21 protein-coding genes and 2 pseudogenes are annotated in these 23,651 nt (G+C 73.5%); 15 read left to right on the forward strand and 8 right to left on the reverse strand.

From position 1 onward, the window contains the following. A pseudogene (locus HET64_RS18905) lies at positions 1 to 87 on the forward strand (MetQ/NlpA family ABC transporter substrate-binding protein); the annotation flags it as partial. Between the two features lie 58 nt (positions 88 to 145). Here HET64_RS18905 and HET64_RS18910 read toward each other — a convergent pair. From HET64_RS18910 to HET64_RS18925, 4 genes are all read right to left on the reverse strand, one after another. Further along, positions 146 to 529, reverse strand: coding sequence for an XRE family transcriptional regulator (locus HET64_RS18910; RefSeq protein ID WP_215107157.1), 384 nt, complete (start codon positions 527 to 529; stop codon positions 146 to 148). 501 nt (positions 530 to 1,030) lie between these two features. After that, complete coding sequence (locus tag HET64_RS18915) at positions 1,031 to 1,732, reverse strand: RES domain-containing protein (protein ID WP_215107159.1); 702 nt, start codon at positions 1,730 to 1,732, stop codon at positions 1,031 to 1,033. Between the two features lie 170 nt (positions 1,733 to 1,902). After that, positions 1,903 to 4,209 (reverse strand): WD40 repeat domain-containing protein, encoded by a 2,307-nt coding sequence (locus HET64_RS18920; RefSeq protein WP_215107160.1) that lies wholly within the window; start codon positions 4,207 to 4,209, stop codon positions 1,903 to 1,905. Then, a complete protein-coding gene (locus HET64_RS18925) occupies positions 4,206 to 6,314 on the reverse strand; it encodes an ATP-binding protein (protein ID WP_215107162.1) in 2,109 nt (702 codons plus the stop codon). Before HET64_RS18925 ends, HET64_RS18920 begins: the two co-directional genes overlap by 4 nt. An 18-nt stretch (positions 6,315 to 6,332) precedes the next feature. On the opposite strand from HET64_RS18925, the gene HET64_RS18930 reads away from it, so the two are divergent. Next, positions 6,333 to 7,841, forward strand: coding sequence for an esterase/lipase family protein (locus HET64_RS18930; RefSeq protein WP_374105562.1), 1,509 nt, complete (start codon positions 6,333 to 6,335; stop codon positions 7,839 to 7,841). Between the two features lie 139 nt (positions 7,842 to 7,980). On the opposite strand, the gene HET64_RS18935 is transcribed toward HET64_RS18930, so the two are convergent. Next, complete coding sequence (locus HET64_RS18935; protein ID WP_215107164.1) at positions 7,981 to 8,748, reverse strand: LuxR C-terminal-related transcriptional regulator; 768 nt, start codon at positions 8,746 to 8,748, stop codon at positions 7,981 to 7,983. A gap of 239 nt (positions 8,749 to 8,987) precedes the next feature. On the opposite strand from HET64_RS18935, the gene HET64_RS18940 reads away from it, so the two are divergent. From HET64_RS18940 to HET64_RS18960, 5 genes are all read left to right on the forward strand, one after another. Next, positions 8,988 to 10,280 carry a hydrolytic protein gene (locus tag HET64_RS18940; RefSeq protein WP_215107189.1) on the forward strand — a complete coding sequence of 431 codons (1,293 nt, stop codon included), beginning with the start codon at positions 8,988 to 8,990 and terminating at the stop codon, positions 10,278 to 10,280. A 703-nt stretch (positions 10,281 to 10,983) separates the two neighbouring features. Then, positions 10,984 to 12,525, forward strand: coding sequence for a phage tail sheath family protein (locus HET64_RS18945; protein ID WP_215107166.1), 1,542 nt, complete (start codon positions 10,984 to 10,986; stop codon positions 12,523 to 12,525). A gap of 62 nt (positions 12,526 to 12,587) precedes the next feature. Continuing rightward, positions 12,588 to 13,028 carry a phage tail protein gene (locus HET64_RS18950; RefSeq protein ID WP_003966145.1) on the forward strand — a complete coding sequence of 147 codons (441 nt, stop codon included), beginning with the start codon at positions 12,588 to 12,590 and terminating at the stop codon, positions 13,026 to 13,028. Beyond that, on the forward strand, positions 13,025 to 13,525 hold the full coding sequence (locus HET64_RS18955) for a hypothetical protein (protein ID WP_215107168.1): 501 nt from the start codon (positions 13,025 to 13,027) through the stop codon (positions 13,523 to 13,525). Before HET64_RS18950 ends, HET64_RS18955 begins: the two co-directional genes overlap by 4 nt. Then, entirely contained in the window at positions 13,522 to 13,680 is a 159-nt protein-coding gene (locus HET64_RS18960; protein WP_003966147.1) for a DUF6760 family protein, read from the forward strand. The genes HET64_RS18955 and HET64_RS18960 overlap by 4 nt, the downstream gene beginning before the upstream one ends. A 150-nt stretch (positions 13,681 to 13,830) precedes the next feature. Here HET64_RS18960 and HET64_RS39095 read toward each other — a convergent pair whose 3' ends face one another. Beyond that, a complete protein-coding gene (locus tag HET64_RS39095; protein WP_251145527.1) occupies positions 13,831 to 15,048 on the reverse strand; it encodes a hypothetical protein in 1,218 nt (405 codons plus the stop codon). A gap of 78 nt (positions 15,049 to 15,126) precedes the next feature. Beyond that, positions 15,127 to 15,795, reverse strand: a complete 669-nt coding sequence (locus HET64_RS39100; protein ID WP_251145528.1) for a hypothetical protein — start codon at positions 15,793 to 15,795, stop codon at positions 15,127 to 15,129. 571 nt (positions 15,796 to 16,366) lie between these two features. Between HET64_RS39100 and HET64_RS39105 the strand changes: the two genes are divergently transcribed. From HET64_RS39105 to HET64_RS19000, 8 genes are all read left to right on the forward strand, one after another. Continuing rightward, positions 16,367 to 16,891, forward strand: coding sequence for a hypothetical protein (locus HET64_RS39105; protein ID WP_251145529.1), 525 nt, complete (start codon positions 16,367 to 16,369; stop codon positions 16,889 to 16,891). A gap of 84 nt (positions 16,892 to 16,975) precedes the next feature. Further along, entirely contained in the window at positions 16,976 to 17,401 is a 426-nt protein-coding gene (locus HET64_RS18970) for a phage tail protein (protein ID WP_215107173.1), read from the forward strand. A 49-nt stretch (positions 17,402 to 17,450) separates the two neighbouring features. Next, positions 17,451 to 18,173 carry a LysM peptidoglycan-binding domain-containing protein gene (locus HET64_RS18975; protein ID WP_215107175.1) on the forward strand — a complete coding sequence of 241 codons (723 nt, stop codon included), beginning with the start codon at positions 17,451 to 17,453 and terminating at the stop codon, positions 18,171 to 18,173. Then, positions 18,170 to 19,951: a VgrG-related protein gene (locus HET64_RS18980; protein WP_215107177.1), complete on the forward strand. Its 1,782-nt coding sequence runs from the start codon at positions 18,170 to 18,172 to the stop codon at positions 19,949 to 19,951. Before HET64_RS18975 ends, HET64_RS18980 begins: the two co-directional genes overlap by 4 nt. 72 nt (positions 19,952 to 20,023) lie before the next feature. Further along, the gene (locus HET64_RS18985; protein ID WP_215107179.1) at positions 20,024 to 20,341 is read left to right on the forward strand and encodes a PAAR domain-containing protein; all 318 of its coding nucleotides are present in this window, start codon (positions 20,024 to 20,026) and stop codon (positions 20,339 to 20,341) included. Next, entirely contained in the window at positions 20,338 to 20,787 is a 450-nt protein-coding gene (locus HET64_RS18990) for a GPW/gp25 family protein (RefSeq protein WP_215107181.1), read from the forward strand. The genes HET64_RS18985 and HET64_RS18990 overlap by 4 nt, the downstream gene beginning before the upstream one ends. Further along, positions 20,787 to 22,748, forward strand: a complete 1,962-nt coding sequence (locus HET64_RS18995; RefSeq protein ID WP_215107183.1) for a putative baseplate assembly protein — start codon at positions 20,787 to 20,789, stop codon at positions 22,746 to 22,748. The genes HET64_RS18990 and HET64_RS18995 overlap by 1 nt, the downstream gene beginning before the upstream one ends. Continuing rightward, positions 22,745 to 23,320, forward strand: a complete 576-nt coding sequence (locus HET64_RS19000; RefSeq protein ID WP_215107185.1) for a phage tail protein I — start codon at positions 22,745 to 22,747, stop codon at positions 23,318 to 23,320. The genes HET64_RS18995 and HET64_RS19000 overlap by 4 nt, the downstream gene beginning before the upstream one ends. A gap of 204 nt (positions 23,321 to 23,524) precedes the next feature. Here HET64_RS19000 and HET64_RS39895 read toward each other — a convergent pair. Next, positions 23,525 to 23,651: pseudogene (locus tag HET64_RS39895) on the reverse strand (5-(carboxyamino)imidazole ribonucleotide mutase); the annotation flags it as partial.

The raw sequence follows: 23,651 nt of genomic DNA on the forward strand, positions 1-23,651 counted from the left end.
CTCTACACCAAGACGGTCAAGGACCTCAAGGACATCAAGGCCGGCCAGACCATCGCCGTCCCCAACGACACCACCAACGGCGGCCGCCGGCCGACGGAGGTCCGTCAGACCGGCGGCGGCGTCGCAGCTCGGGTGGGCGGGGGCGTCAGAGGTCGCCCTGGAGGTAGGAACGGGCCGCGGCCATCACGTCCTTGAAGTGCCCGTCGGCGATGGCCTGCAAGGGGGACTCGTCCTCCAACTGGGGGTTCATCCCGATCATCCAGGCGCGGGCGGTGTGCGGGTTCTCGCCCTCCTCGATGAGCTTGAAGATCTGGTAGGCGGTGCGCAGGCGCACTTCGGCCTCGTAGCGCGGGGCGTTGAGCGCCCTGCACCACTTGCCGACCTGCTTGGCGTCCTCGATGCCGGCGACGTGCGCGGTCACGCGCTGGCTGAAGTTGTCCTGCAGGAAGCGCGCGATGTCCGCGATGGTCTGCTCCGTCGTGTCCCGGTGTGCGCGGGCCTCGGCGGCGGTCTCTCGCATGGTCTGCATGGTCTCCTCGTTTCCTCTCGCGCGCCGTGAGGCGTCGGCCGAGGATGCGGGCGCCGGAAGCGCGATGACGGGAAGGGGGCTCGTGGCGCTGCCGTTCGTCGGGCTCGGGCGTGGGGTCCGCGCTGGGCGCGTGGATCCCCTGGCCGCTTCGGGCGCATCTTCGGGCCGGAGGAGGGGGCCGGGGTGCCGGGACATGCGGGTCGCTCTGCCGGCGCGGTCGGGCGCGGCTTTCGGCAGGCGTAAGTGACCGACGGTCCGGGTCAACACGGCTTCCCCCCTCTGATATTGAGGAAAGGGTACCCGCCTACCTGTCACTTACTCCACACTTTTCCCACCTTAAAAGAGTGCTAAATCCCTCCTCTTGTTGCCATGCACGCCCCTGAGCTGCACGTTTCCGGCGGGACCTCATGGTGGTGGACCACAGGTACGGCCGCGCGCCGCGGGGCGGGGCACCGGATAGGGGGACATGCCGCACCGCCAGTCGGCCCACCGGGGTGCGGATCACCGGACGGTGAGGCCGTACTCGCGGGCCACTTCCTTCAGTTCAACGGATTCCGCGAGGATCGGGCGGCGTTCGGCCTCGACGTAGTCGGTGCCGCTGAGGACGGCCCAGCAGCGGCGTCCGCCGTACCCCGACCGGTAGGCGATGCCCTGGGCCAGCCGGTGTCCTTCGGCGTTGCGCTGGGCCACGGTCCAGGCGGCGATCTGGCGTGCGACCCGGCGGTCCCGTCCGTGGATGTGTTCTTCGCTCAGCGGTCCTTCGATGCCCCACGCTTCGAACTCGTGCCGCAGTTCCCGGCGGAGCACCTCACGGGTGGCGTCCGCGTCGACGTCCAGGAACCGGGCGTCGGACGCCAGCTTCAGCCGGACCAGGATGTGGGTGTCGCGCCAGCTGGACGCGAGATGGCCGAGCTTCATCCGGCCGGCCGCGACGGGCTCGCCGGCGAGGAGTTCACGCATCTTCGGCTGGACCCGGAAGTGGGCCAGGGCCTCCGCGTAGCAGCCGGCCTGCTCGGACGCGCAGTAGAGCATGCCGTAGGCGAAGAGGCTGAAGCGGCCCGCCGACGATCCCTCGATGGTCTCGGGTTCGATCCGGTTGAACTTCAGCGGATCGCTCGATTTGCCGAGCCGCCAGATGCCCCGGTCCGGGGGGAGCGCGAGCTCGACCGGAGGAACGGCGCCTGGGTCTAAGACAGCGGTCATGAGTCCTCGATAGCGATATCTGTGATGGCGTGCCCGTGGATCCCGGCTCGCGGCTGATCATTGTGGCGCACGCACCCCGCGTCTGTCGGCCCGTCCTGGCCCGTCGGCGGGCGCATCGACGGAGCACTTCGGCGCGCGGACGGCGCACACGCGTGCCGGGGACGGTCGGGTCAGAGACGGTCGTGGTGGACACGGAAGATCATGGTTCCCGCCTCTCCGGTCGCCAGGAGCACGGTGGACGGCTCTCCTTCCGGCCCCGGAGCCGTGCGGAGGGCGCTGACGGGGTGGCCCGTGACGATCCGCAGCAGCAGCCTTTCGGCGGCCGCGTCCCACAGGTGGATCCCGGTGGCCCCGGCGGCGGCGAGGACCACCCGTCTGCCGTGGGCCCGGAAGGCGGTCACGGCGTGCAGTTCCCCGTCCCCGGGGGCGAATTCGGCGAGGTGGCCGGAGGGAGCGTCGGGGTCCCACAGCCTGAGCGTGCCGTTCTGCCCGGCGGTGACGAGCCGGAGGCCGGCCCCGCCCCGCGGTCGGGCGAAGGCCACGTCGTTGACGATGTTCTGGCCGCACCGGATCGTCGGGCCGCGCTGGGCGAGGGCGGTGACGTCCCAGACGCGGAGGTTTCCGTCGCTGCCGCCGGACGCGAGGAGGACGCCGTCGTCGGTACGGGTGGAGGCCAGGCAGCGGACGCTGAACCGGTGGTCGTCGAAGACGGCCACGGCGCGGTGCCGGTCGAGGTCCCACAACCGCACGGTTCCGTCGGCGCTCCCGCTGGCCAGCAGGCCGGAGCCCTCGCCGGGCAGGGCGAGGAGGGCGAGTGCGGGCGAGAAGTGGCCGCGCAGACGCGGCGGTGGCGTCGGGTCGTCGCCGGGCGCGGGGGTGTGGAGCGCGATGCTGTTGTCGCTGAGGGCGGCGGCCAGCACCGGGCGGTGGTGCGGGCCGGCCCAGGCGAGGGCGGTGACCGGCTCGTCGTCGATGACGGACCGCTTCGAGCCGGTGCCGATGTCCCGGACGAGCGTGGTGGTTCCCTCGGTCACCGCGAGGAGGTGCGCGGGTCCCGATGACAGCGCGCTGGCGGTGACGCGGTTCCACCCGGGCCGCCCGCTCCGGAACTCGGTCCCGGCCAGCGGCCAGTTGCGGATCGTGCGATCGGATCCGGCGGTGATGAGGCGCGTTCCCGATCGTTCGGGCAGGGCGGTGAGGGCGGTGACCGCCTCCGCGTGTGCTTGAAGGGGTTCACCGACGGGTTCCAGGCCCTCGGGCCGCCAGAGCCGGACGGTGCCGTCGGCGCCCCCGGAGACGAGGGTTTCACGGCCCTCGACGGTGACGACGGCCAGGGAGGTGACGGCGCAGCTCGTCGTCGCCCGGGTCGATCGCGTACGGGATGTGGCGTCGACGCCGTGCACGGAGAGGGTGCCGTCGGCGTCGCCCACGGCGTACAGACCGGGTTCCGCCGGCGCGGCCAGGGTGCGGACGGGTGCGGGGTGGCGGGAGAGGATCCGGGTGGTGCGGCCGTCGAACCCGGTGACGGTGTCGTGCTGGGCGACGAGCAGCAGGGCGGAGCCGTCCGGCCCGGTCGTGCCGCGCAGGAGGGCCGGCGCGGGGCTGATCGAGGGCAGCGGGACGCGGGCCTCCTTCAGCGTCGTCGTGTCGTACGCGGCGAGGTGGCCGTCGCTCCAGGCGGCGAGGAGCACCGGGGACCGGTCGTCCCGCGGCCGGTGGAGCGTGAGCGCGGTGACCCAGGCCCCGGTGCGGCGCACGACCTGCCGGATCGGGCGGCCGCGGGGGGCGTCGAGCATCGCGACGGCGCCGTCGGTGCTTCCGGTGGCGACGATTCCCCCGGGCAGGGTCAACAGGTGGGCGACTGCCCCTTCGTGCAGGGTGATCGGCGGTGCGGACGCGGAGCCGTCGCGCCTGAGAACGCGCACGACGCCGTGGTCGTCCCCGGTGACCAGCAGGGCCTGGTGGGGGGCCCGCGGGCGGGGGACGGTCGACGTCAGGGAGACGACGTCGGCGTCGTTGAGGGCCCACACGTTGTCCGGGCCCGCGTAGTCGCTCCACAGCGGTGTGACGGGCGAGCGGTCGAACGGCGCGTCCGGGGCGCCGGGCCGGGGCGCCGGCGTGTCCCGTGACATCGCGGCGTGGTGGGCCAGATGCAGGCTGGTCAGCCGGGACAGGGGGCTGAGATCGCGGGCGTAGGGCTCCAGGGTGGCCCAGGTCTTCAGCCACTGCTGCTGGGCCGGCCGGTCCCCCTCTCCCGCCAGCAGGCGGCCGAGCCCGGAACTCGACTCCCAGGGCAGCAGGGCGGGCGGCACGTGATGGTCGTCCAGGACGCGCCCCTGGGCGGCATGCTGGGCCAGGTGCCGCCGCAGATAGGGGTGGGGCGGGATGCTGGGGTCGTCGGGGACGAGTTCGGCGAGCGCGGCGGCCAGTTGGCGGTGGATCTCCGCGTGCCGGTCGTCGCCGGCCGGTCCGCTCATGCCGCCCCTCCCCGGTCGAGCCAGTCCGTGTCGATGTCGCGCAGGGCCTCGGCCAGCGTTTCGTGGGCGGGCCGGTAGACCCGCCGGTCGTCCTCGTGGTCGTGGGCCAGATAGCCGTTGAGCCGGCTCTTGAGCAGTTTCGCGATCATCTCGTCCCAGTCCGGCAGGGCCCGGCCGAGCAGCACCCGGGCCATCTGCGGCCAGATGGTGGACCAGGGGATGCCCGCTCCCCCGGCGAAGGCGGACGCGCGCAGGAGGGCGAGCGCCACCTCGGAGGGGAGCCCGTCGGCCTCGACCAGCACGAGGTCGCGCCTGAGGAGCCCTTCCGTCCCGTTGTTCAGCATCCTCTGCCACTCCGGCTGCCGGGCGACCGCGGCGGGGTCCTTGACGGACCGGAGCTGTTCCCCGGCTATGCGCGCGTCGATGAAGGAGGGCCAGACGACGGGTGCGACCAGTGCGGCGGCCTCCTCGGCCGAATCGCGGTGCCCGCCGCCGCCCTCGCAGATGAGGGCGTGCAGATACTCGGCGATGTCCTTCTCGCTGCCCTCGTCGTCCGTACGCTGCTCCTCGGCGGTCGGGAAGACGGCCTTCAGCGCTTCGTTGTGTCCCTGCTCCTCCTCGGGCAGTTCCCCGGACGGTTCGCTGAGCGGCCGGCTGGAGCGCACGCCGATCAGCAGCCGCAGGCCGCGTCCCCGGTCGGCGAAGGGTTCGCCGTCGAGCCGCGGTACGGGGACCTGGTCCAGTCGCGGCGCGCAGAACGCGTTGAGCGGCGCCAGCACGTCCTCGATGATGCGCTGCCGTTCGTCCGCCTCGTCGAGGCCGTCGATGACGAGGGTGACCGCCTCGTCACGGTCCCGGAGCACGGCGAGGATCTGCTGGGCGGCCTCGACGACCGGGTCCTCGGTCGAGCGGATCCGCCGGGGTGTCTCCCCCAGGGCTTCGAGGATGTCGTGGGCCAGCTCCGCCGCGCCCCGGTGCCGGGCCAGGACCGCCCCGGTGATGGAGCCGGGCGCGGGGACGGTGTCGGGCCCGGACAGGTCGAGTGCCGTCTTGCACAGGGGGTCGTCGCGGAACGCGGGGTCGCTGAGGACGACGGCGCGGGCGAGTACGGCGGACTTGCCGCTGCCCGCGCTGCCGGTGACGAGGAGGACCCCGCGGCTGCGGGCCGGGCTGAGGAAGGCCGCGATGCTGCGGTTGATGTCCTCACGGCCCCGGAAGTACCAGCCGGGATCCTGCTCCTGGGTGCGCCCCGTGGCCCGGTCGAGCCAGTGGTCGCCGGCCGGGGTGCCCGGGTTCCGGCCGTCCGCGCCGGTCAGTTCGCGCACCCGGCGGTATCCGGGGTTGGGGATGCAGGGCGTCGGGGTGAGGACGCCGCTGCCGTCGACCACCCGGTGGAGCCGGTGCCGCTTGCGCTCCGCCGGGTCCAGGCCGCGTTCGAACTCCGACATCAGCTCGACGACGCTGAGGTGGGGGGTGGTGATGCCCGCGGTGGTGCGGAGCCGTTCGAGCGCGCCGCGCAGCAGGGTGGAGAACCGGCGGACCTGGACCGGCCGGTCGTGGCCGGCGGTGACGAGGACGTCGAGCCGGCAGGTGTTCCGCCGTTCGGCGCGGATGTCCTCGACCAGGTCGTCGATCTCGCCGCTGATCTTTCCGGCGTAACAGGTGTTGACGATGACGAGGACGTTCCTGGCGTGCGAGTCGAGTGCCGCGGTGATGAGGTCGGTGGTGCGGACCGAGGTGTTGAGGTGGCGGCCCTTGACGGAGTCGGGCAGTTGCAGGAAGTGCGTCCTGGTCCCCGCGTGGCCGTGGCCCGTGATGAACAGGACCAGCGCCTCGCCCTCCATCTCCCGCACCCGGTTATCCCGGAGGAAGTCCTCGACGTGCTCGCGCCGGGTGACGGTCGGGGCGGGCACGTGGCGGAACCCGTCGGACGCGACCGGTGAGGACCACCACTCGGCGACGACGTCCAGTTGTTCGTCGATGCCCGCGGTGAAGCTCTCGTCGCCGTCGCCGTAGTCGCGTACGGCCAGCGTGAGCAGGGTCCGCTGTGACCCGTTCTGCTCGGCGGCCCGATTCTGCCCCAACTCCCCCACCGCGTTACGCATCTCTCTAGTCTTCCAGGCATGACGAAGCCGCCGCAGACGAATCCGGGCCGCAGCCCCGGCAGCGCCCCACGCTTGACTCCGGTGACTCCGGACGTGACTCCGGGCGTCACGCACGACGCGGTCGTGATCGTCCCCGGCATCATGGGGAGCGAGCTGTACGACACCGTCACCGGCACGGTGCTCTGGGGGCTGGCGCACCCCCAGTGGCTCGCCAAGGCCTGGCTGACCCGGGACGGTCTCGCCCCGCTGCGCCTCACGCCGGAGGAACAGGCCGGGGAGTACGGGCGGATCCGGCCGCGCAGGCTCCTGCGGACCCCGGTGTGGATCCCGTTCGTGCGGGGCATCGAGCCGTACCACAAACTGACCCGGGCGATCGAGGAGACCGTCGCCCACCCCGACGCGGTGCTGCCCTTCCCCTATGACTGGCGGCTGCCGGTCGAGGTCAACGCCCGGCTCCTCGCGGCGGAGGCGCGCAGGCATCTGGAGCGGTGGCGCGGGCACCCGGCTCACACCGCGGCCCGCCGCCGGGCGCTCGACGAGCGCGAGGGGCGTCTCGTCTTCGTCGCCCACTCCATGGGCGGGCTCGTCACCCATGCGGCGCTCACCCTGGGCTTCGACGACGATCTGGCGGCCGACACCCGGGGAGTGATGACGCTGGGGACACCGTTCCGGGGCTCCGTGGTCGCGGCGAGCATCCTCAACGCCGCGCAGGGCGCGCCGCTGCCGCTGCCGCACCGCCGGCTGGCCGCGCTGGCCGCCGCGATGCCGGGCGTCCATGACCTGCTGCCCCGGTTCGTCTGCCTGGAGGAGGGCGCCGGGGCGCGCCGGCTCGCCCCCTCCGACGTCGGCGCGCTGGGCGGGGACGAGGAACTCGCGAAGAGCTCGGGGGAGTTCTTCGCCCGGCTCGCCCGGCACGAGCTGCCCCGTCACCGCCCGGTCGCCGGTGTCCACCAGGACACGGTGCAGTCGCTGCGGCTGGAGAACGGGGAGGTCCTGGCGTCCGAGTACTGCTTCCGCACCCACCGGGACGGCGAGTTGAGGCGTGACGAGAACGGGGTGGCCCTTCGCTTCGGGGCCCGGGGGGACGGTACGGTCCACCGGGATTCGGCGTCGCCGAAGGGCGGGGCTGTTCCGATCGCGCTCCAGCACGGTGCGCTGGCGAGCGGCGGGGCGGCGCGGCACGCGGTCGTCGACTTCCTCCTGGAGGAGGACGACCTCGGTCCGGACCAGGCCGGCGAGGGCCTCGGGCTGACCGTCCCGGACTACGTGACGCCGGGGGCGGACTGGTCGCTCCGGATCACCGGGACCGACGACCCGTCCGGGATCGACTGCACGGTGGCGTCGGTCGACGGCCCCGTCCGCCGCCCGGTCCGTCCGTACGCGGAGGACGGCGACGCGCTGACGGCCGACGTGGCACTCCCGGAGGCCGGGCTGTACCGGATCACGGTGGAGGCCGACCGGCTGCCCTCACCGCTGACGCAACTGGTGTTCGCCGGCCCCGACGGCACGCGGCCGGCCGAGAGCTGACCGGGGGCCGGGGGCCGGCCTCCGCGCGTCGGGCCCGGGGGGCGCTCCCGTCCGGGCCGGGTCGCCCCGGGCTGAGCCCGGGAGACCGGCCCTCCCGCGGCCGGCCGGGGCACCTGGCCGGACACGGGGCGACGGGTCCTCAGATGAGCCCGTGCCGCATCGCGTATCCCACCGCGTGGGCCCGGTTGCGCAGTTCGAGCCGGGTGGCGACCTCGTGCAGCACGTTCTTGACGGTGCGTTCGGAGTACGAGGTCTTCTGCGCGATCTCCGAGGTGTCGCACCCCTCGGAGACCAGCCGGATCATCTCCGCCTCGCGCGCGGTGAGGGTGGAGAGCGTGAGCCCCCGGGGGTCGAGGACCGTCCGCTGGAGGGAGCTGACGTGGTCCAGGAGCTTGCCGAGCAGATCGCCGGGCAGGACGCCTTCGCCGTTGGCCATCGCCCGCACCAGGTGGACGAGCCGGTCCTGGTCGGCCTCGCCGCGCCGGAGCACGGCGGCGACCCCGCACTCGATCATGGTCTGGAGGGCGCCGGACTCGAAGAACCCCACGACCAGTCCGGTGCGGGTGGAGGTGTTGCGCTGGAGGCGGTGCAGGAGCTGGACGGTGGGCTCGTCGACCATGTCCACCACGACCAGCGAGACCTGGGCCCGGTCCGCCTCGGCCTCCGGCAGCAGTTCTATCTCGGGCCGCACGCGCAGTTGGTGGATCATGCCGGTCTGCAGGATCAGGTCCTCCGCGTACACCGCCACGGAGACCCTGCCCCCGGGCGCTCCCCCGGGGCCGGCCGTGCGCCGGTGCGCCGCGTCGGGCCTGCGGTAGTGCCCGCGCGCCGCCGTGCCGTGGGCGGTCGCCGTGCCGTTCGTGGTCGCGTTCGCCGTGCTGTTCGTCGTGTCCGTGATCGTCGTCATCGTTCCGTGCCCGTCTTCCTCAGGTACTTCAGCCCGATATGCCTGCTCGTCCTCATGTCGCTCCGCGCCGGTCCGGGGCACGGCCCGCGGGCTCGCGGAGGGGGCGCGGGGACACCGTGCCGAGGGGCCCGCGGGGCACCACCCCTGCCCGCTTGTTGCCCTCGCGTCTCTGCTGCCGAGCGGTGCGGGCGGCCTAACGTCGCAGAGTGACCACATCTGCCGAACTCGAAAGCCCCACGGTGACGGTGTCGCCTGGCGGTACCGCGACCACCACCCTGACCGTGCGCAACGACGGCGACATCGTCGAGGCCTACACCCTCGAGGTGGTCGGCGACTGCGCCGCCTGGAGTACCGTCGAGCCGGCGCGTGTGTCGCTGTACCCGGGCACCTCCGAGACGGTGACCCTGACCTTCGCCCCGCCGCGTTCCCACGAGGTCCGGGCGGGTGAAACCCCCCTGGCCGTACGGGTCCTGCCCGCGGAGCGGCCCGAGTCGGTGGTGGTCCCCGAGGGCACGGTGACCGTGGAGCCCTTCCACGAGCTCCGCACGGAGCTGGAACCGCGCCGCCGCCGGGGCTGGCTGGGCGCCCGCTTCGGTGCCGCGGTGCAGAACAAGGGGAACACCCCGGTCGATGTGGCCCTCGCGGGCAAGCAGGCGGGGGAGGATCTGCGGCTCACCTTCACGCCGGACAAGAAGCGGCTGGAGCCGGGGGAGTCGGCGGAGGTCCGGCTGAAGGTCCGGGCCCTGAAGCTGATCTGGTTCGGGGAGCCCGTCACCTGGCCGTTCGAGGTCCGGGCGACCGAGGGCGCCGAGGGGGAGACCGAGGACGAGCAGCCCGGTGGACCCGAGCCGCTGCCCGGGGAGTTCGCCCAGATACCGGTGCTGCCCAAGTGGCTGCTGATCGTGCTGGCGGCACTGCTGGCCCTGCTGCTCGCGTGGTTCGCCCTGGTGCGGCCGGCGGTGAAGAGCACGGCCGAGCAGGCGGGGACGAAGGCCGCGCAGGAGGAGACCGAGCGCGGCAAGGAGCAGGGGTCGACCCCGCCCGGCGGTGCGGACAACCCGGCAGGCGGTCAGGGAGAGGGAACCGGTCCGGACGGAACGGGCCCCGGTACGGGCGGTTCCGGCCCGGGCGGCTCCGGCGGGGGCGGGGGCAACGGCGGCGGAGCAGGAGGCGGACAGCAGGCGTCCGAGTCCATCGACGTGCAGACCCGGGTGGGGGACACGGCGGAGGGGTCCTACAAGGTTCCGGCCGGAAAGGTGTTCGGCGTCACCGACATCGTGGTGGCGAACTTCCAGGGCGACGAAGGCATCGTGACGATCTCCTTCGGAGACAACAAGATCACGACGATCGCTCTGGAAACCTTCCGCAACCAGGACTATCACTGGGTCACCCCCATTCAGGTTCCGGAGAACGCCACCGTCACCGCTTCCGTCACCTGTGCCAAGCCCGGCACCCCGGCCACCGGTACACAGGCTTCCGGGTGCCATCAGGTTCTGAATGTCAGCGGTGTACTGAGCGATCTCGCACGATAGAAACAGCGGCGCCGAGCGCTCTGCTTCGCCTGCCGACGAGACAACAGCAGAAACCCGGCCGAGAGGAAACCCGGCGTGCCGGGAGGTGGCGGATTCGCCCTCCCCGATACACCAGAGGTCTCGACCAGTTCGGTCGCCCGCGGCGACGACAGCATCGGAAGAATATCCGCCCCCGATGGCCGCGGGCACGAACATGCCTGCTCAGAAACGGTCCTGACGGTCCGATGACGGACAGCGGGTGCCCGTTCGGAGCGTTCCCGTGCCCGTTTTCCGCTCCCGTATACGACCGAATCCACCCACTTTCTCGGCGCATTCTGGCCGAATCGCGTCACCTCGGTCCGTTTCCCCGGTGGCCCCGGACGGTGATCGACCTTCCGGGGTTTACCGGGAAAAAGAGATACCAAACACATCAGGTCCCTGGCGCGGCGTCCGCTTTTCCCACAACCTCCCGGCGGGGGCCGCGGCTTCGGGCCGTTCCGTAACACGTTGTTCCCGTTCTCTTCACATCACCGGGGGAATGCGGGCCGGCTCCACGAATACGGCGACCGGTCCGTCCGGACCGGCAAGGGCAGTGTTACCCGGCGTTCGGGGGCCCGGAAAGGCAGCCTCATTGCCCCGCGTCCAGGACTCTGGGGCCTACTCTCCGCCCGGCCGGACGGTCAAGACTGGACAGTGATCGAGTGACCGTCCAGAAGGAGCGAGCATGCCGTCGTACCTCACCCCCGGTGTTTACGTGGAGGAGGTGCAGTCCGGAGCGCGGCCCATCGAAGGTGTCGGCACCGCGGTCGCAGCCTTCGTCGGCTTCGCCGGGACGGGCCCCTTCCACCAGCCGACGCTGGTGACCAACTGGGACCAGTACGTGCAGACGTTCGGCGCCTTCACCGCCGACACCTATCTGGCGCACGCCGTCTACGGCTTCTTCGCCAACGGCGGCGGCGCGGCCTACATCGTCCGCATCGGCGGTCCCGCACAGGGCGCGGAGAGCACCGCTCAGGGCTCGGTCGCGCAGGCCCCCGCCCCGGTCGCGCTCGGCGGGTTCCTGGTCTCGGCGAAGCCCGGCACGGGCTCCGACCTGTCCGTGGAGATCGCCGACGCCGAGGGCGAGAACCCCCCGGAGGACCGCTTCCGGCTGCTGGTGCGCCAGGGCGGCAAGGCCGTGGAGACGTACGACGTCTCCACCCGCAAGAACGTCAAGGGCTACCTGGTCACCCAGGCCCGCGACTCCAAGCTCGTCCAGGTCACCGAGCAGCCCGGCACCGCGCAGAGCCGCCCCGAGAAGCAGACCGTCGCCCTCGCCCCCGCCGCCGCGGGCGCCCCCGGCTCCGGTGTGGCACGGCTCGACGCGTCGGAGTACGTGGGCGACGCCTCCGCGCGTACGGGGTTCTCCGGCCTCGAAGCGATCGACGAGATCACGATGGTCGCCGTCCCGGACCTGATGAGCGCCTTCCAGCGCGGCGACATCGACGCCGAGGGCGTCAAGACCGTGCAGCTGGCGGTCATCTCGCACTGCGAGCAGATGGGCGACCGGGTCGCCGTCCTGGACACCCCGCCGGGCATGAACGCCCAGCGTGTGCGCACCTGGCGCAACGAGGACGCCGGTTACGACTCGCGCTACGCGACTCTCTACTACCCGTGGGTCAAGGTCTTCGACCCGGCCAGCGGCCGCAACTCCCTGGTCCCGCCGAGCGGTCACGTGGCCGGCGTCTGGGCGCGCAGCGACAACGAGCGCGGCGTCCACAAGGCCCCCGCCAACGAGGTCATCCGGGGCGCGGTGGACCTGGAGATCCGCCTCAGCAAGGGCGAGCAGGACCTCCTCAACCCGATCGGCGTGAACTGCGTACGCGCCTTCCCGGGCCGCGGCATCCGCATCTGGGGCGCGCGCACCCTCTCGTCCGACCCGGCCTGGCGCTACCTCAACGTGCGCCGCCTCTTCAACTACCTGGAGGAGTCCATCCTCCTGGGCACCCAGTGGGTGGTGTTCGAGCCGAACGACGACCGCCTCTGGTCGAGCATCCGGCGCAACGTCACCTCGTTCCTCACCGAGGAGTGGCGACGCGGTGCGCTGTTCGGCCGCACGGCCGAGGAGGCGTTCTACGTCCGGTGCGACCGGAGCAACAACCCGCAGGAGTCGATCGACCTCGGTCAGGTCGTCTGCGAGATCGGGGTGGCCCCGGTGAAGCCCGCGGAGTTCGTGATCTTCCGTCTCTCGCAGTTCTCCGACAGCACCAGCCTCGTCGACGAGTGACCCTCGCGGTCCTCCCCCACCCCTTCACTTTCACCATCGATCGGAACAGGTGACACAGAGTCATGGCAGAGGGCGACGCTCTTTCCACCCATATCTTCGGCGTACAGCTCGGTGGCTATCTCGTGGAGTCCATCCAGGAGATCAGCGGCATGACCGTCGAGGAAGAAGTCGTCGAGGTCCGTCAGGTGACGGCCGAGGGCAAGCAGATCATCCGTAAGCAGCCGGGGGCCCGCCAGGCGGGCGAGGTGACGATCACCCGCGGGCTCGACCAGAGCAGCGAGTTCACCACCTGGATCAAGGAGACCCTCAACAACGGGGCCGTCGACACCGCGCGGCAGAACCTCACGATCGAGATCAAGGACTCGACCGGTGAGACCGTCCGCCGCATCCAGCTGATGCAGGGCTGGGCCTCCAAGTGGGAGGGCCCGTCCCTCAAGGCCGGCGAGTCCAGCGCGGCGACCGAGACGGTGACCATCACCTTCGAGGAGATCGTGGTCGAATGAGGCGCCGGACCGTTACGCCGGGCGGCGGCCTCGAAGAGGTCCTGGACAACCTCGCCACGGCGCCCGCCGCACGCGAGGAGGCCGCCTCGCCCGCGCCCGCCCGCCCCCGGGAACGGGACAGGGACACGCTGCAGACGGAGTTCGCCTTCGAGCTGCCGCGCGGGTACGTCGACGACGAGGGCCATGTGCACCGCAGCGGCACCATGCGGCTCGCGACGGCCCGGGACGAGCTGCGCCCGCAGATCGACCTGCGGGTGAAGGAGAACCCGGCGTATCTGTCCGTGGTGCTGCTGAGCCAGGTGATCACCCGGCTCGGCACGGTCACCGATGTGCACGCCGGGATCGTCGAGCGGATGTACGCGACCGACGTGGCGTTCCTCCAGGACTTCTACCGCCGGATCAACAGCGAGGGCCACACGCATGCCGCGGTGACCTGCCCGCTGTGCCACGGGTCGTTCGAGGTGGACCTCTCGGGTGGGCGCCTGGGGGAATCGTGACGTACGCGCTTCCCCGGCTGCGGGAGGAGATCGCGTACGTCGCCTACCACTTCCATTGGCAGCGTGAGGACATTCTCGACCTCACCCACGGCGAACGTCAGCAGTGGGTGCGGGAGATAGCGCGGATCAACACCCGCGTCAACGAAGGCGGGTGATCGTGTGGGGTTCGGGGACTGGCTGCGCCGGGCGGACCGGCAGCGCTCCGGCGCGCCCTCGCGCGAGGGCGCCGGGCACGTCGGCGTGTCCGCCGTACCCACACCCGTCCGGGATTCCGGCCCCGCGTCCACTTCCGGTCCGGCTTCTGTTCAGGCTGCCGGTCCGGCTTCTGCGTCGGCTTCCGGTTCCTCGGCGGCTTCCGGTGGGGACGGCGGCGGCTGGGACGGCGGCTGGCGGCGGGTGGCCCCGCCGACGGTGACCGTCGCCCGGTCCTCGATCGGAGTGAGCGACGGGCTGCGGTTCCGTTCGCGGCTGGCCTCCTGGCAGAACCCGGCCCTCGGCGGCGAACTCGGCCACTCCGTCCTGCCGTCGGCCCCGGTCGGCCTCATCCACGGCGTCGCCCGCCCGGGCGCGGCACGGACCACGTCCCCCGGCGGACCGCTGCTGCTGCGCGCGGTCCGGCCCCCGGGGGCCGACGAGCCCACCGCCCCCACGACGGACCTGCCGCCCGCCTCGGTGAACCGGGCGGCGGGCAGGGACAGCGGGGCGAACGGCGGTACGGGGACGGGGAAGCCGAGCCCCGGCTCGCCGACGGTCCAGCGGTCGAGCGCGACGCGTACCCCGGCCCCGGGCCCGTCCCCGGCCCCCGCGAACCGGTCGCCGTCGGGCGGGCCGAGCAGGTCGGGGAGTTCCCGCACGCCGGGTACGTCGGGGAGGTCGGCCGCGTCGGGATCGACCGGTCCGTCCTCCTCCACGGCCCCGTCGGACTCCACGGCTCCATCAGGGTCGCCCGTGTCCTCCGGTGCGCGCACTCCCGCCGCCGTACGTCCGCAGCGGATCGCCCCACCGCTGATCGTCGCCCGGCGTCCGGCGATGCCGCTGCGGCGGATCGCCGGGCTCGTGCCCGCCACGCCCACGGCCCCTTCCTCCTCGTCCGCATCCCCTGCTTCCCCTGCTTCCCCGGCAGCCGCGCCGTCCTCGGAAGCCGCTGCCCCCGCCGTCCAGCGGGCCGGGTCCGAGCGGCGAAGCGGTCCGGACCGTGCGGTTCCGGGGGGCGACGCCCCGTCTCCCGAGCACGACTCCGGCCGGCCCGCCGCCGATGTGGTGCGCCCGGCCCTGGGCAGGCCTCTGCGCGAGATGCCCGCCGGGGCCAGGCAGGCAGGGGCCGGCGGACCGGCGGGCGCCGTTCCGTCCGCCCCCGCGACGGACCGCCCGGCGGAGATGCCGGTGCTCCAGCGCCAGGCGTCGGACCCGCAGAGTCCGCCGGGCTCGCCGGGCTCGCCGGGCCTTCCGGCCACGACGCCCGCGGCGGCCTCGACACCCGCGCCCCGTTCGACCGGCTCGGCCGGCTCGGCCGGCTCGGCCAAGGCAGCGACGCCCGCGCCGGCACCGCGGCAGCCGTCGTCGCCGCCGGAGAACCGGTCCCCCCGGTCGTCCCCGTCACCTCAGTCGTCCCGGAGCACCGGGCCGTCCGGCTCGTCGACGCCGTCGGGTCCCTCCCCTTCGGTGCACCCGGCACCCCGGGCCGACGCCTCCGGCAGCGCACGGGCCCGTGCGCGGGGCGGGATCGGCACGCCGCTTCCCTCCCTGCCGCCCACGGCCCGGCTCGGCGGCGACGCGCCGCTGCTCGGTGACCGCGCGCCCGCCGGGGCCCGGCCGGATCCGGGTCGGCCCCAGGGCGACGGACCCACTGTTCCGGCCCCCGCTCCGGCGCCTCCGGGCACGCCCTCCGCACTGCCGGTGCGGACGGCGTCCGTCCCGCCCGCCGTACCCTCGGTGCCCTCGGCGCCCGCCGGGCCGTCGTCCGCAGGCCCGGCCGTCCAGCGTGCGGCAGACCCCGCCCGTGCCCGGACCGGTCCGGTCTCCACCGCTCCCCCGCCGCCCGTACGCGTCCGGCCGATCGCTCGGGGCCGTACGGCCCAGGGCTCCGCCGGTGCGACGCCGTCGCCCATGGTCCAGCGGTCAAGGACTCTGCTCTCCGGCCGTGCCCTGACGGTGAACACCGGTTCGGCCGAAGGGTTTTCGGCGCCTCCGACGACGGCGACGGCGGGCGGCGGCACCGCGCGCCCGGTCGTGGCGGCCACCTGGCGGCGCGACGTGCGGCAGCCGGGCACCGGCGCTCCGTCACCGGGCTCCGGCGACGGACGGACCGGCGACGGGCCGGGCGCCGGCCCCCGGCGGCCGACGTCCTCCGGTACGGCTCCGGGGCCCCTGGTCCAGCGCTCGGCGACCGCGCACCCCGCGCACCCGGGTGGCGACGCCTCCACCGACCCGGCCCGAGGTACCGCGAACCGGAGCGGCCTGCCCACCGACCGGCACGACGGGAGCGCACCGGGTCGCGCGCAGGGAACCACGGCCGCCCCCGCCAGGCGCGGTCCGTCCGCCGGTGGCGTACTCCAGCGACTGGTACGACGGTCCGGGCGGGCCACACGTCCCTCGCCCACGCCGCCCGGCACCCCCTCGCCTCGGCAGGCTTCCGGGCCGACGCCCGGCCAGGCTCCGCAGCGGGTTTCCGGGCCGGCGTCCCACCGGAGTCCGCAAGAGGTCTCCGTACGGCGCGCCGCTCCGGCCCCGGACCGGGCCGCCGTCCCGGTCACTCCTCCTGGCCCTGCCCCTGTTGTTCAGCGCGCCGCGCCGCTCCCGCACGACCTGCCCTCCCGGCCGGGGATGCCGGGTGCCGCACCGATGCCCTCGGCGTACGCGACCGGCGCCGCCACGCGTCCCGTTCCCGTCGTCCGGCCGCATCCGCCCGGGGCGGCGCGTCCGGAAGCCGCCGTACCCGTACAGCGGCTGGCCATGCCGGTGGCGCCCGACGGCGCCGGTCCACCGCTCACCGGACCCGCGCCCTCGGGCGGCGGCACTCCCGGCGCGTCGCCCGCGCTCTCCGTGCGGGTGCCGCCCCGCGCGCCCGCACAGGCCGCCGGAGCGGGCCGCCCGGAGAGCAGGGCGCAGGCCGTCCAGCGTGCGGCGGCGAACGCCGGGATCACCGGGGTTCCCGTGCAGGCCGCCCCGCCGAAGCCCGCCGCCGGGGCGACGGACGCGGCCGCCGGCTCCGACGACGCCTCCGACGCTCCGTCGGCGAACCGGATGAGCGGAACGGAGATCGAGGAGCTGGCCCGCCGGCTCCTCGACCCGGTGAGCCGGCTCATCCGCGCCGATCTGCGCCGGGGGCGGGAACGCACCGGGCGGCTCCACGACGGCCGCCGCTGACGGGCGACCGCCCCGGCCCGCCCCGCGCACGCCCCGCACACCCGCACGCCCCGTACGAGAGACAGCAGAGAAGACGAGAGACGCATGACGGACAACATCTTCGCGACGAGCGTGTTCTTCAAGCTCGCGATCGGCGGCAGCGACCTGGGCGCGTTCCACACCTGCTCCGGCCTGGGCGCCGAGGTGGAGATGGAGACGTACGCCGAGGGCGGCAACAACGGGTTCACCTGGCAGCTGCCGGGGCGGATCACCTGGACGAATATCACGCTGACCCGCCCGGTGACCGCCGACACCCTCAAGATCGCGCGCTGGCTGAACGAGACGATCCGGCGGGTCGAGCCCAAGGACGGCGAGATCGTGGCGCTGCGCCCCGACCTCAGCCGGATCATCAGCTGGCAGGTGCACGGCATCGTGCCCGTGCGCTGGCAGGGGCCCTCCTTCGATCCGGCCAACTCCGAGGCGGCGATCGAGACGCTGGAGATCGCGCACGAGGGCCTGGAGCCCTCCTGACCGGCACCGACGCACCCGCCAGGAACCGGACCAAGGAAGGAGGAACGCAATGTCACCCGCTCTCCGCGCGAGCCGCGCTCGCGCCCAGCTGACCATCATGGAGCCGCCGTCGACGGTCGGCGCCAAGCCCGGCGGGGCGCTCGCCCGTCTCACGTTGCAGTTCAACCCGTCGAAGCTGTCGCTGAGCAAGACCACCGAGTGGCGGCGTACTCCGTCCCGGATGGCCGGGCAGTCCGCGCTGCCCGAGTTCGTCGGCAGCGGGCCGCGGGCCCTGTCGCTGGAGGTCTTCCTGGACGCCACCGCCACGCACGACAACTCCGTGGAGAAGGCGGTCGAGCAGTTGATGACCGCGTGTGTCCCCACCCCCAAGAGCCTGGCCCGCAAGACGCCCGCCAGCCCCTGGGTGCGCTTCGACTGGGGGACGTCCAAGACGACCTCGTTCGACGGGGTGCTGTCCAACCTCTCGGTCTCCTACACCCTGTTCGACGTCGACGGGAAGCCGCTGCGCGCCACCTGCTCCCTGTCGATCGAGGAGGCGAGCATCGGCCCGGCCGGCCAGAATCCCACCTCGGGTTCGAAGGAGGCACGGCGCACGCACCGGGTCGTGGCCGGGGACAGCCTGCCGCTGCTGGCCTGGCGGGAGTACGGCGACGCCACCGCGTGGCGGACCATCGCGCACGCCAACGACATCGACGACCCCATGCAGTTGACCCCGGGCCGGGAGCTCCTGGTGCCCGGCCGGGCAGACCACCTGACGGAGGAGGGCCGATGAGCGGCAAGGAAGCCCCCGGCCGTTCCTTCGCCGCCGACCCGGTCGTCGAGGCGCCCGCCGCGCTGCCCGCCGCCTGGGCCACCCAGCTGGTGAGCTGTGTGGTCGACGAGAACGTGGGTCTGCCGGACACCGCCGTGCTGATGTACCGGGACCCCGACCACACCTTCCTCACCGCGACCGGCATCGGCATGGGCACCCCCCTGAAGATCTCGGTCGTCACCGCGCGGGACCGGGCGCCCGAGCGGCTGTTCACCGGGGAGGTCACGGCGGTCGAGCTGGACACCGACACCACCGGATCGTTCACCGTCGTGCGGGCGTTCTCCAAGGCGCACCGGCTCCAGCGCGGCCGGAAGGTCATGGCGTACCGGAACATGAAGACGGCGGACATCGTCCGCAAGGTCGCCGCCGGCGCGGGTCTGGCCGTCGGACGGATCGAGGCCGCGCCGGTCACGTACAAGCAGGTGACCCAGCCGAACGTGTCGGACTGGGAGTTCCTCCAGCACCTCGCGGCCGAGAGCGGGGCCACGGTGCGGGTGGACGACAAGGGCCGGCTGCAGTTCACCAGACCGGACCCCGCCTCCTCGGCCCCCTCGCCCTCGACCTCCGCCGCGAACGACCCGATGGTCCTGGAGTACGGGAACAACCTGCTGGCCCTGCGCGCGGTGCTGACCGGGGCGGACGGGGCGGACAGCGTCGAGGTGCGCGGCTGGAACGTCGACACCAAGACCCGGCTGGTGGCCCGGCAGCAGTCCGTCCGCAGCGACACCGTCGCCCCGGGGATGAGCCCGTCGACGGCGGCCAAGATGTTCGGCTCGGGCTCCCGGACCACGATCGCCGACACCCCGTACCGCACCCAGGCGGAGACCCGTGCCGTGGCCGGTGCGCTCGCCGCGTCGGTCAGCGCCGGCTTCGGGGAGATCGAGGCGGTCGCGTACGGGAACCCGCAGCTGCGGGCGGGTATGCCGGTGGCCCTCGGCAACGTGGGGCCCGCGTTCTCCGGCCGCTACACCGCGACCGCCGCGCACCACGTCCTCGAACCGGACACCGGCTACCGCACGACGGTGATCGTCAGCGCCTCGCCGGACCGGTCGCTCTCGGGCCTGGCCTCCGGCGGCAACGCTCCCTCGCGCGGCCCGCGCATGCCGGGCCTGGCGATCGGGGTGGTCACCGACATCCGCGAGGAGGGCCGGGGCCAACGCGGCTGGGTGCGGCTGAAGTTCCCCTGGCTCGACGACACCTACGTCACCGACTGGGTCCGTACGGTGCAGTGGGGCGGCCAGGGCGGCGGCGGGGTGTTCAGCCCCGAGGTCAACGACGAGGTACTGGTCGGATTCGAGCAGGGGCTGCTGGACAGCCCGTATGTGCTCGGCGGTCTCTACAACGGGGTCGACAAGCCCTCGCCGCACGACGTCCCGCTGGTCGACCCGACGAGCGGGAAGGTCAACCGCCGTTCCCTGGTGTCCCGTTCGGGCAACCGGCTGGAGCTGCTCGACGCCCCGCGCGGCCCGTCCGGGGTGCGCATCGCCAGCGGTGACAAGCGGCTCGACGTGATGCTCGACGAGAAGACGGGCGAGATCACGCTGACGGTGAAGGCCCGCGGCGGCACCCGGGAGCTCAGCTCGGTGACGCTGTCCGCGTCGGGCATCACGCTCGACGCGGGGGCCACGGGCGACGTGAACATCACGGGCCGCTCGGTGACCGTCAACGGCAGGACGGGGGTCACGGTCGACGGTGGGCTGCTCGCGGTCCTCAAGGCCAAGCTCATCAGGATCAACTGACCCGGCCCCTTCCCTCCCTCCTCCTGCGTCTCCGTTTCCGAAGTCCCTCCCACAGCAAGGAGAAACCCGGCCATGCCCCCCGCAGCCCGCACGGGCGACAGCACCGCCCACGGCGGTCTCATCGGCACCCCGCCCCCGGGTGCGGTGGCTGTGGCCACCGTGCTCATCGGCGGCCGGCCCGCGGCCGTCACCGGGAGCCTCCACGTGTGCGTCGTCCCTCCGCACGCCGCGCTCGGGCCGGGCAACGTGATCATGCCCAACCCGGCCGCCGCGCTCACCGGCCAGGTGCTGATCGGCGGGCTGCCCGCCGCCCGGATGCGGGACAACACCAGCTGCGGCGCGCCCATCATCAGCGGTGCGCCGAACGTCCTGATCGGGGGCCCGATGTGAGCGGCGGCGGATTCATCGGGCGCGGCTGGGGCTTCCCGCTGCGGGTCGGGCCGACGGGCGGGATCGCGCTGGTCGAGCGGGACCGGGAGATCGAGGAGGCGATCGGCCTGATCCTCGGCACCGCGCCGGGCGAGCGGCCGATGCGCCCGGAGTTCGGCTGCGGCATCCACGACTACGTGTTCGCGCCCGGCGACGGGGCGACGGCCGGGCGGATCGCGCAGGAGGTCCGCACCTCGCTGGAGCGGTGGGAGCCGCGCATCGAGGTGACGGACGTGGTGATCGCGTTCGACGCCATCGAGGAGGGCACGCTCTACATCGACGTGCACTACACCGTGCGGGCCACCAACGACCTGCGCAACCTGGTCTTTCCCTTCTACACGATCCCGTCGTCGGAGGGCTCTTCCGAGGGCTCGTCCGGGACCGCTCGGGAAGCGGGAGTGCGCTGATGGCCCTGCCTTCACCCCATCTGGACGACCGTCGTTTCCAGCAGCTCGTCGACGAGGCCAAGCGGTACGTACAGCAGCGCTCCCCCGAGTGGACCGACCACAACGTGTCGGACCCCGGGGTCACGCTGATCGAGACGTTCGCGTACCTGGTCGACCAACTGCTGTACCGGCTGAACCGGGTGCCGGACAAGAACTACGCGGCCTTCCTCGACCTGCTGGGCGTGACCCTGTTCCCGCCGGCGGTGGCGCGGGCCGAGATCGACTTCTGGCTGTCCGCGCCGCAGCCGGAGACCGTGCACCTCCTCGCGGGCACCGAGGTCGCCACCGCGCGCGGGGAGGCCGACGAGCCGGTGGTGTTCTCCACCTCCGACGACCTGCCGATCGTGCCGAGTTCGCTGGTCCGGCTGGTCACGGCGCCGGTGTCCGGCGAGCAGACGGACCGGACGGGGCCGCTCGGCGCGGGCAAGGACATCCCGTGCTTCCAGGCCCGGCCGGAGCCCGGCGACGCCCTGCTGTTCGGGCTGCCGACGGCCGTGCCCCGGTGCATCGTCGCCGTCCGCCTCGACAGCCGGGTGGAGGGCGTGGGCGTCGACCCGCGTCAGCCGCCGCTGGTGTGGGAGGCGTGGGACGGGGCCCGCTGGGTGACGTGTGCGACCGGCACCGACAGCACCGGTGGGCTGAACAGGCCCGGCGAGGTCGTCGTGTTCGTCCCGGCCGGGCACACCGCGTCCGTCGTGGCGGGGACCCGGGCGGGGTGGCTGCGCTGCCGGGTCACCGCCCCGGAGCCGGGCCAGCCGTTCTACTCGGAGTCGCCGACGATCCGGGAGGCCGAGGTGTTCACGGTCGGCGGCACGGCGGCCGCGGAGCACGCGGAGACCGTCCTCGACGTGCCCCTCGGGGTGTCCGAGGGCGTCGCCGGACAGCGGTTCTCGGTGAGCCGGGCGCCGTTGCTGCTGGACGGGGAGCCGCCGGTCGTCCAGGTGTCGACGGAAGAGGGCTGGCAGGTGTGGACCCCGGTCGAGCACTTCGGCGCGTCCGGCCCCGGTGACCGGCACGTGCGGATCGACGCCGTCGCCGGGGAGTTCGCGTTCCCGCCGGAGGTACGGGAGCAGGACGGCACGATGCGCGCGTACGGCGCGGTGCCGGAGAAGGGAGCCCAGCTCCGCGTTCCGCGCTACCGGACGGGCGGCGGCGCCCCGGGCAACGTCGCCCGGGGCGCGATCTCCGTGCTGCGCAGTTCGGTGCCGTACGTCGCGGGCGTGAACAACCGCGAGGCGGCGACCGGCGGGGTCGACGGGGAGACCGTGGAGAACGCGAAGGTCCGCGCGCCCAACATCCTGCGGGTGCAGGAGCGGGCGGTGACGGCCGAGGACTACGAGGTCATCGCCCGGGAGGCCGCGCCGTCGCTGCGCCGGGTGCGGTGTCTGCCGGCCGTGGCGGGCGAGGCCGGTGCGGTACGGGTGCTGGTGGTGCCCGACGCGACCGCCGACGAGGACGGCCGGCTGCGGTTCGAGCAGCTGATCCCCTCGGACCCGGTGCTCGCGGCGGTCACCGAGCGGCTCGACGAACGGCGGCTGGTCGGCACCCGGCTGGTCGTGGAGCCCCCCGCCTACCAGGGCGTCACGGTCGTCGCCCGGCTGGTGGCCGCGCCCGGCGATGTGGACCGGGTCCGGGCGGAGGCGCTGGAGGCGCTGTTCCGGCACATCGACCCGTTGCGGGGCGGGGCGGACGGCCAGGGGTGGCCGTTCGGCAGGCCCGTGCAGTACGGGGAGGTCTTCGCCGTGCTCCAGAGCGTGGAGGGGGCAGGTCTGGTGGAGGACGTCCGGCTGTTCCCGGCGGACCCGATCACCGGGCGGCGCGGGGCGGCGGTGGACCATGTCGACGTGGCGCCCGGGGCGTTGGTCTTCTCGCACCAGCACCAGGTGGTGGTCACCGCGAACGGGGCCGGTGAGGGCGCATGACGCGGGCCGCGATACCCGGGCTGCCCAGCCGGTACCCGATCGGCGAACTGCTGCCCGCCCTGTACGCGGACGACGACCTGGCCCAGCGGTTCACGGCGGGCCTGGACACGGTGCTGGCCCCGGTCCTGTCCACCCTGGACAACCTGCCCGCCTACTTCGACCCGTCGCTGGCCCCGGCCGACTTCCTGCCCTGGCTGGCGTCCTGGGTGGGCGTCGAGGCCGATCCGGCATGGCCGGTCGAGCTGCGCCGGGCGGTCGTCGCCCGTGCCGTGGAGCTGCACCGGTGGCGCGGCACGCGGCGGGGTCTCGTCGAGCGGCTGCGGCTCTGCTGCGGTGTGCACGCGGACGTCCGGGACGGCGGGGGCGCCACCTGGTCGGCCGAGCCGGGCGCGGCTCTCCCGCCGCAGCCGACCGGTGAACTGCTCGTCCGGGTCTGGCCGGTGCGCGAGGGCGTCGCGGTGGACGCCCGCCGCGTCCTGGACGTCGCCACCGCCTCGTGCCCCGTCCACCTCACCTGCCGGGTGGAGGTCCTGCCGGGCCCGCCCGGAGAGCCCGAACAGACAGGAAGCTGACGTGATGCGTTCGTGCCCGGCGTGCGGTACGGCCAACGGCGAGAGTGACGACTTCTGCGGCAACTGCGGCGGCTACCTGGGCTGGTCCTCCCAGCCTGCGCGGCCGAAGCGCGCGGCGGCTCCGGAACCGGAGCCGGAGCCGGCGGCTGCGCCCGCGGAAGCGCCCGCGGAAGCGCCCGTGGCGGAGGCCGAACCCGAGCGCGTGCCGAACCCGGCCCCGGAGCCGGCCGGGCCGCCGGCGGTCTTGGCGCGCAGCCGCTTGCCCTTCTCGGTGGCCTGCTCGTTCAGCTCGCGCTGGAACTCCTTCATGCGGCTGAGCAGCTCCTCGTCG

The sequence above is a fragment of the Streptomyces sp. McG3 genome, from assembly GCF_018619185.1.
Taxonomy (GTDB): Bacteria; Actinomycetota; Actinomycetes; order Streptomycetales; family Streptomycetaceae; genus Streptomyces.

Bases quoted from the DNA above. Each gene is read 5' to 3' on its own strand.
- HET64_RS19000 (WP_215107185.1), top strand. From the start codon at position 22,745: ATGACGCGGGCCGCGATACCCGGGCTGCCCAGCCGGTACCCGATCGGC.
- HET64_RS18985 (WP_215107179.1), top strand. From the start codon at position 20,024: ATGCCCCCCGCAGCCCGCACGGGCGACAGCACCGCCCACGGCGGTCTC.
- HET64_RS18915 (WP_215107159.1), bottom strand. From the start codon at position 1,732: ATGACCGCTGTCTTAGACCCAGGCGCCGTTCCTCCGGTCGAGCTCGCG.
- HET64_RS18970 (WP_215107173.1), top strand. From the start codon at position 16,976: ATGACGGACAACATCTTCGCGACGAGCGTGTTCTTCAAGCTCGCGATC.
- HET64_RS18975 (WP_215107175.1), top strand. From the start codon at position 17,451: ATGTCACCCGCTCTCCGCGCGAGCCGCGCTCGCGCCCAGCTGACCATC.
- HET64_RS18945 (WP_215107166.1), top strand. From the start codon at position 10,984: ATGCCGTCGTACCTCACCCCCGGTGTTTACGTGGAGGAGGTGCAGTCC.
- HET64_RS18980 (WP_215107177.1), top strand. From the start codon at position 18,170: ATGAGCGGCAAGGAAGCCCCCGGCCGTTCCTTCGCCGCCGACCCGGTC.
- HET64_RS18995 (WP_215107183.1), top strand. From the start codon at position 20,787: ATGGCCCTGCCTTCACCCCATCTGGACGACCGTCGTTTCCAGCAGCTC.
- HET64_RS39105 (WP_251145529.1), top strand. From the start codon at position 16,367: ATGCCCTCGGCGTACGCGACCGGCGCCGCCACGCGTCCCGTTCCCGTC.
- HET64_RS18935 (WP_215107164.1), bottom strand. From the start codon at position 8,748: ATGACGACGATCACGGACACGACGAACAGCACGGCGAACGCGACCACG.
- HET64_RS18950 (WP_003966145.1), top strand. From the start codon at position 12,588: ATGGCAGAGGGCGACGCTCTTTCCACCCATATCTTCGGCGTACAGCTC.
- HET64_RS18930 (WP_374105562.1), top strand. From the start codon at position 6,333: ATGACGAAGCCGCCGCAGACGAATCCGGGCCGCAGCCCCGGCAGCGCC.
- HET64_RS18920 (WP_215107160.1), bottom strand. From the start codon at position 4,209: ATGAGCGGACCGGCCGGCGACGACCGGCACGCGGAGATCCACCGCCAA.
- HET64_RS18925 (WP_215107162.1), bottom strand. From the start codon at position 6,314: ATGCGTAACGCGGTGGGGGAGTTGGGGCAGAATCGGGCCGCCGAGCAG.
- HET64_RS18955 (WP_215107168.1), top strand. From the start codon at position 13,025: ATGAGGCGCCGGACCGTTACGCCGGGCGGCGGCCTCGAAGAGGTCCTG.
- HET64_RS18910 (WP_215107157.1), bottom strand. From the start codon at position 529: ATGCAGACCATGCGAGAGACCGCCGCCGAGGCCCGCGCACACCGGGAC.